Origin of the sequence: Streptomyces achromogenes subsp. achromogenes, from assembly GCF_000720835.1 — a bacterium.
Lineage (GTDB): Bacteria > Actinomycetota > Actinomycetes > Streptomycetales > Streptomycetaceae > Streptomyces > Streptomyces achromogenes.
The window spans coordinates 148,612-155,642 of sequence record NZ_JODT01000018.1 but is presented as its reverse complement, the minus strand read 5'-3'; the positions used below and the strand labels follow the sequence as shown (position 1 = coordinate 155,642).

Here is a 7,031-nt window from a genome sequence, read left to right as displayed (position 1 = left end):
ATTGGGCGGAGCAGATCCGTGGCACGGTGCGTTTCGCCGATGCCGTCTCCGTGCTGGCCGAGCGCAACGTCACGGCCTTCGTAGAGATCGGCCCCGACGCCTCGCTGAGCGCCGCGGCCCGGGCGACCCTGGAGGAGAAGGGCACCGGCCACCTGGTGGTGCCGCTGCTGCGACGGGACCGGAAGGAACCCGAAACCCTGATGGCGGGGCTCGGCACACTGCACACCCACGGCATCGCGGTGGACTGGCCCGCGTTCTTCCGCCCGCTGCGCCCCCGCACGGTCGCCCTGCCCACCTACGCCTTCCAGCACCGGCGGTACTGGCGGGACCGGCACCACCCGCACACCGGCGCGGGGGCGTCGGCCCCCGGCGCGACCGGACACCCGCTGCTCGGCACGTCCGTCGTCCCGGCCTCCGGCGAAGGGACGCTGTTCAGCGGCCGTCTCTCCCGGTCGACCGTGCCCTGGACACCCCGGCACACCGGCCTGGGCACCGAAGTGCTCCCGGCCGCCGCGTTCGTGGAACTCGCGGTCCGGGCCGGCGACGAACTCGGCTGCGACGTGCTGACCGAACTGACCGTCGAGACCCCGCTGCCCCTGCCGGAGCACGGCACCGTCCACCTCCAGGTCGCCGTCGGGCCCGACACCGCCGGCAGCCGGACGGTGACGGTCCACGCCCGGACCGACACGAACGTCCCGTGGACCCTGCACGCCTCGGGGACACTCGCCTTCGCCGGCCGGCCGGCCCCCTTCGGCCTCGCCGAATGGCCTCCGGCCGACGCGACCGCACTCGACGGTGCCGCGGCCTACGACCGGCTCGCGGAAGCCGGCCTCGAGTACCCCGAGGCACTGCGCGGTCTGCACACGGTATGGCGGCACGGCGACGACATCCTCGCCGAGGTACACCTGCCCGAGGCCGCCGAAGCCGGCGCCGGCGGATTCGAACTGCATCCCGCCCTGCTGGACGCCGCCGCGCACGCCGCGCGACTCGACCAGGCGGCCGAAGCGCCGTACCCCGCGGAAGCCCTCGCCTCCCGCTGGCGCGGGGTCCGCGTGTACGCCACCGGGGCGTCCGCCGTCCGCGTACGGCTCCGGCGCACGCCCGAGGGGACGCTGTCGCTGTGGCTCACCGACGCGGCCGGGCAGCCGGTCGCCTCGGTGGACCACGTGGAACCCCGGCCGGGTGCGACCGCCGTGGACACCCACGCCCACGCGCGCCTCCTCGGATCGCTGTTCACCCTCTCGTGGCGCCCGCTCACACCCGCCGGACCGTCCGGCACCTTCCGCTGGGCGGCGCTGCCCCCGGTGTGGCCCGGCACCGGCCGGACCGGCCCGGACATCGCGGACCTGGAGACCTTCGCCGACGTGGCCGCGGTGCGGCGCGCCACGGCGGCCGGCCGGCCGCCGGACGCGGTCGCGGTGTGGTGCGCGCCGGACGGCACGGGCGGCGCCGGCGCCGCGCACGCCACGACGCGCGCCGTGCTGGCGCTGGTCCAGGAGTGGCTCGCCGACGACGAACCGGCCGGGGCCCGGCTGGTCGTCCTCACCCGCGGCGCCACGGCGGTCGCCCCCGGCGAGGACGTGGACCCCGCGGCGGCGGCGGTCTGGGGGTTGCTGCGCTCGGCGCAGTCGGAGGCGCCCGGCAGGATCGTCCTCCTCGACCTCGACGACACACCGGTGACGGCCCCGGCACTGTCGCGGGTGCTGTCCTCCGGTGAACCGCAGGCGGCCCTGCGCGCCGGGCGGGTGTTCGTGCCCCGCCTGGGCAGGGCCGCGGCCGGCACCGCACCGAAGGCGTCCGGCAGGTGGGATCCCCGGGGCACGGTCCTCGTCACCGGCGGTACGGGCGCCCTCGGCGCACTATTCGCCCGGTACCTGGCCGCCGAGCACGGCATCCGGCACCTGCTGCTGGTCAGCAGGAGCGGACCGGACTCGCCCGGCGCCGGCGAGCTGCGCCGTCACCTCACCGGACTGGGCGCGGAGGTCACGATCGCGGCGTGCGACGCCGCCGACCGCGATGCACTCGCCGGGCTGCTCGCGACCCTCCCCGCCGACCGGCCGCTGACCGGTGTCGTCCATCTGGCGGGCGTCGTGGACGACGGGCTGGTGTCGACGCTCACCGGGGACCGGCTCGCCGCGGTCCTGCGCCCGAAGGCGGACGCGGCCTGGCACCTGCACGAGCTGACCCGGGACCTGGACCTGTCGGCGTTCGTGCTGTTCTCGTCCGCCGCCGGCGTGATCGGCGGTCCCGGCCAGGGCAACTACGCCGCCGCCAACGCCTTCCTGGACGGACTCGCCCAGCACCGGGCCGCCCGCGGGCTGACCGCCACGTCCATAGCCTGGGGCCTGTGGGCCCAGACCACCGGGATGAGCCGCCACCTGGAGGAGGCGGATTTCCGGCGGATCGCGCGCAGCGGCCTGCTGCCGATCACGGAGCGCACCGGAACGGCCCTGCTGGACGCGGCCCTCGCCGTCGGCGCACCGGCGGTGACGGCGACCCCCGTGGACCTGGCGGCCTTGCGGAAGAACGCGGCCCAGGCACCGCTGGTGATGACGGGCCTCGTACCGGCGTCCACGCGGCGCAGCGCCCGCAACTCCGCTGCCGAGACCCTCTCCCTCCCGCAGCGGCTCGCCGGCCTGGACGCGACCGAGCGGCACGAGCGGATGCTGGCCCTGGTCCGGGCCGAGATCGCCGGCGTGCTCGGCCACCCGGACCTAGACGGCGGCACGATCGGCCCCGACCAGCCGCTGAGCGCCCTGGGGCTCGACTCGCTCACCTCCGTCGAACTGCGCAACCGGCTCGGCGACACGGTCGGCACCCGGCTGCCCGGCAGCCTGATCTACGACCATCCGACACCGCGCTCCCTCGCCGGTCATCTGCTGGACGTGGCGCTGCGCGGACCGGACGCCCTGGACACCTCGTCCCGGCCCGCCGTGGACTTCGCGGCGGAGGTCCGGCTCGCCGACGACATCCGTCCCGCGCAGGAGGTCGTCCGGGCCGTCGCCGACCCGGCGGAGGTGCTGCTGACCGGCGCGACCGGCTTCCTCGGGGCCTTCCTGCTGCGGGACCTGATGCGCGACACCCGGGCCACCGTGCACTGCCTGCTGCGCGGCGCCGACGAGAACGAGGCCCTGGAACGGCTGCGGGCGAACATGGAGTGGTACCACCTGTGGGACGAGGTGGACCCGGCCCGGCTGCGGATCGTGGTCGGAGATCTGGCCCGGCCCGGCCTCGGCCTGGCACCGGCCGAGTTCGACCGCCTGGCGCGCGTGGCCGACGTGGTCTACCACGCCGGAGCCCAGGTGCACTGGCTGCGCCCCTACGCGGAGCTGAGGGCGGCCAACGTGGACGGGACCGCGGAGATCCTGCGGCTCGCCGCCCGGCACCGCACCGTACCCGTCCACCATGTCTCCTCCGTCGGCGTGTTCCCCGGCCCGGTGACCGAAGGGGAGCCGGTGCGGGAGACGGACCCGACAGGCCCCCCGGAGGCACTGTCCACGGGCTATGTGCAGAGCAAGTGGGTCGCGGAACAGATCGTCGGCCTGGCCCGGGAACGGGGCCTGCCGGTGTCCGTGTACCGCGTCGACGTGATCTGCGGCGACCAGGTGAACGGTGCCTGCCAGACAGCCGACTTCGTGTGGCTGAGCCTCAAGGGGCTGGTACAGGCCGAAGCCGTACCCGCCGGACTGTCCGCGGCCGTGCACCCCGTCCCGGCGGACTACGTCAGCGAGGCGGTCCTCACGCTCTCCCGGGCGCCCGGGGCCGCCGGCGGGACGTTCCACCTGTCCAACGGAAGCAGCCTGCACTTCGGCGAGTTCGTGGACCACCTCCGGGCGACCGGGTACCGCCTGGACGAACTCGGCTGGGACGACTGGAAGGCGAGGGTCGGCGCCGACCCGGACAACGCCGTCAACCCGCTCCTCGAGGCGTTCGAGGTCCTGGCGTCGGACACCGGCAGGTTCTATCCCGTCTTCGACACCTCCGCGACCCGGGCCGCGCTCGACGGGACCTCGGTGGACTGCCCGGAGATGACGAAGGAGCTCTACGCCAAATACGTCGGCTTCTTCGTGGACCGCGGGTACTTCCCGCCGCCTCCGGCCGGACACGGCGGGTGAGACCCACGGGCCGGGGACCGAAGCACCGCTTCGGTCCCCGGCCCGCTTCCGGCGCCGTCAGGCGACGCCGCAGACCCGCTCCCTCTCCTGGCCGCCGGTGCCGAGGTCGACGGTGCACCACAGCGGCACCGTGACTCCCTCGGGGTCGACCGGCGCCGCCGCCCCCTCGGCCACCAGGCGGGGGAGCAGCAGGCGCCAGAAGCCGGTGACGGAGCGGTCCGGGCTCAGCTCCGTTCCGGCCCGGGCCCGGACCTCCAGGCCGGCCAGGAACGACGTGATGATGGAGACGGCCTCGTCGATCCCCACCTCCGGTGACAGTGTGTGCCGGTCCCTGGCCACCACCAGCATCAGCTCCACCCAGTCCTGCCACTGCTCCCACAGATCCACCGTGCCCTGCCAGGTGGGGTCGCCGCCGAGGCTGAAGCCGGCCCGCAGCACCGGGTCCCGGAAGATGCACCCGGCCAGCGCCCTCGAGGTGTCGACCAGGAGCTGTAACGGCGCGGGGTGACGCAGCGGGACGCGCCCGGTGATGTGCAGCAGAGTCCGTGCCGCGGCCAGTTCGACCGCCTCCCCCAGGGCCCGCTTGCTCTTGAAGTGGAAGTGCAGTGCGCCATTGCTGACACCGGCCCGATGACTGATCGCGGAGATCGAGGCCTCGGCGTAGCCGACGTCGTCGATGACCTCCGCGGCCGAGCGGATCAGTTCTTCACGGGTTCGAAGGGCACGGTGCTGTCTGGCCATGAAATGCACTCCCAAAAGGGTGAGTGAGCGAGGGATCGTGCGCACGCGACGGCGCCGCCGAACGAACGCGCGCGCCGCCGCGGAAGTCGGCTCGGTGGCCCCGGACAGCAGGATCACGGGTGCCCGCATCCGGTGACCGCCGCGTCATGGACGGTGGCGAAACGCGCTGCTTCGGCCCGAACGTGCACCGCATCACTGTAAGACCCGACAGACCGGTTGGTACCGGGGTCCGCGAATCCGGCGCGATATCGTTCGGCACGCCGGTCGCACAACGGGCGCAAACGGGGAACCCGGTGGGCGTGAGTAAAACCGCACTGCTGGTCATCGACATGATCAACACCTACGACCACAAGGATGCCGACCTGCTGCTCCCCTCGGCCGGGGCGGTCGTTCCGGTCGTGGCGGACCTCCTGCGGCGCGCGCGGGGCCGGTCGCTGCCGGTGATTTATGTGAACGACAACTTCGGTGAGTGGCGGTCGTGCCGCGACGAGCTGCTGGAGGAGGCTCTGAACGGCCCGCACGGCTCCCTGGTGGACCCCTTGAAACCCGATGAGGATTCCCTGTTCGTGCTGAAGGCCCGCCACTCCGTCTTCTTCGAGACCCCCCTGGAGTACCTCCTGCGCCACCAGGGCATCGACCAGCTGGTCCTCACCGGGCAGGTGACCGAGCAGTGTGTGCTCTACTCGGCCCTCGACGCCCACATCCGGCACTTCCAGGTGACCGTTCCCAAGGACGCCGTGGCACACATCCACGAGGACCTCGCCCAGGCCGCGCTACGGATGATGGAGCGGAACATGGGCGCACGCGTGTGCACGAGCGAGGACCTGTGGCGGTGACCGCCCGGCACCACCGGAGGGCGCCCGGCGGCTGCGTGGCGTCAACCGGCGTTGACGGAATCACCGGGCGCCCCGACGGCGGCGCGCGGGCCGGTAGGGAACCGGTCAGTGGAACAGCCCGGCTCCCAGTGGGCGTTGACGGTCGAAGCCGGGGAGGATGAGGAAGGTCGCGCCGGCGGTGGTGGTGGTGAAGTCCAGCAGCGCGTCGGAGCCGTCCATGTGGGCCAGCGTCTTCGTGAACGTGCGCAGGTCGTTCTGGAAGCTGATGAAGAGCAGGCCGGGGGCGGGGCCGTCGGTGCTGTAGGAGCGGCGGAGCATGAGGCCGACGCCGACCACGCCCGGGTGGGACCGGCGGACGTGGGCGTCGGCCGGGATCAGATACCGTCCGTCCGGTGTCTTGGCGCCCAGGTCCGGGTCCGAGGCGGCGGTTCCCCCGGAGAGGGGCGCGCTGGTGGCCCTCCGCCGGCCGAGGACCGCCTCCTGCTCGGCCACGGAGAGCGCGGCGAACCGCGGCAGGTCGAGTTCCATGCGCCGTAGCACGGCGATCGTGCCGCCGGCGACCGGGGAGGGTCCGGCCAGCCACAGATGGCGTCGCTGTTCGGCCGTGGTGTGCGGGCCCACGATGCCGTCGACGAAACCGAGCAGGTTGCGGGGCGCGGAGACGTCTTCGGCCACCCGGACGTCCGGGCCGCGGCGTCCGGACTGCCGCCAGCGTTCCCGGACCCGGTCCCCGGCCTGCCCCAGCAGCGCGGCGGCGACGACCGGCAAGAGCAACGGGTCGCCGGCGCAGATCTGCACCAGCAGGTCCCCGCCGCGCGAGAGCGGTTCGATCCGCTCGCGGGAGAACCGGGGCAGGTCCGCCGCGCCGGGCAGGGCGGGACCGACCCCGCGCACCAGCCGTGGTCCCACCCCGATCGTCACGGTGAGATCGCCCGGCGCCAGGCCCAGCAACCGCGGATCGGTGCCCGCGGTGAGTGTGCGGACGGCCTCGCCGAGTTCGGCCAGCAGCGGGCCGACGGCCACGCCGTCGGCCACATCGGCCACCACCGCCAGCAGGTTCGGCTGGGCCGTCCGCGGGAGCGTGACGCCCGCCTGGTGACGACCGGTGGGGGAGACCCCCGGGGTGGGGGAGGAGGGGCGGTCCTGGCGGACCGGGGGTGATTCGCACCCCGCCGTGAGCCCGGTGGCCGCCGCGGCCCCACCGGCGCCGATGAACGCACGGCGTGACGGACGGTGTTCGGCTCGGCTCACGGTGTGCAGAATGCCATATCCCTTCCGACGAATGCGAGTTGACCGGTCCCGCGCCGGCTTCGTGCCAGGATGGGGCCATGCCTCGTCT

At 73.9% G+C, this 7,031-nt stretch carries 4 protein-coding genes; 2 read left to right on the top strand and 2 right to left on the bottom strand.

From position 1 onward, the window contains the following. Positions 1 to 26 precede the first annotated feature (26 nt). Entirely contained in the window at positions 27 to 4,115 is a 4,089-nt protein-coding gene (locus IH25_RS0119845) for a thioester reductase domain-containing protein (RefSeq protein WP_245172835.1), read from the top strand. Positions 4,116 to 4,172: 57 nt separating this feature from the next. Here the strand turns inward: IH25_RS0119845 and IH25_RS0119840 are convergent, their stop codons facing one another. Next, positions 4,173 to 4,856 carry a ScbR family autoregulator-binding transcription factor gene (locus IH25_RS0119840; RefSeq protein WP_063755156.1) on the bottom strand — a complete coding sequence of 228 codons (684 nt, stop codon included), beginning with the start codon at positions 4,854 to 4,856 and terminating at the stop codon, positions 4,173 to 4,175. A gap of 299 nt (positions 4,857 to 5,155) precedes the next feature. On the opposite strand from IH25_RS0119840, the gene IH25_RS0119835 reads away from it, so the two are divergent. Beyond that, a complete protein-coding gene (locus tag IH25_RS0119835) occupies positions 5,156 to 5,692 on the top strand; it encodes a cysteine hydrolase family protein (protein ID WP_030611876.1) in 537 nt (178 codons plus the stop codon). Between the two features lie 105 nt (positions 5,693 to 5,797). On the opposite strand, the gene IH25_RS0119830 is transcribed toward IH25_RS0119835, so the two are convergent. Next, a complete protein-coding gene (locus IH25_RS0119830) occupies positions 5,798 to 6,943 on the bottom strand; it encodes a Dyp-type peroxidase (protein WP_030611873.1) in 1,146 nt (381 codons plus the stop codon). Positions 6,944 to 7,031 lie beyond the last annotated feature (88 nt).

Excerpts from the sequence above, each read along its gene's own strand:
- IH25_RS0119840 (WP_063755156.1), bottom strand. The coding sequence starts at position 4,856 with ATGGCCAGACAGCACCGTGCCCTTCGAACCCGTGAAGAACTGATCCGC.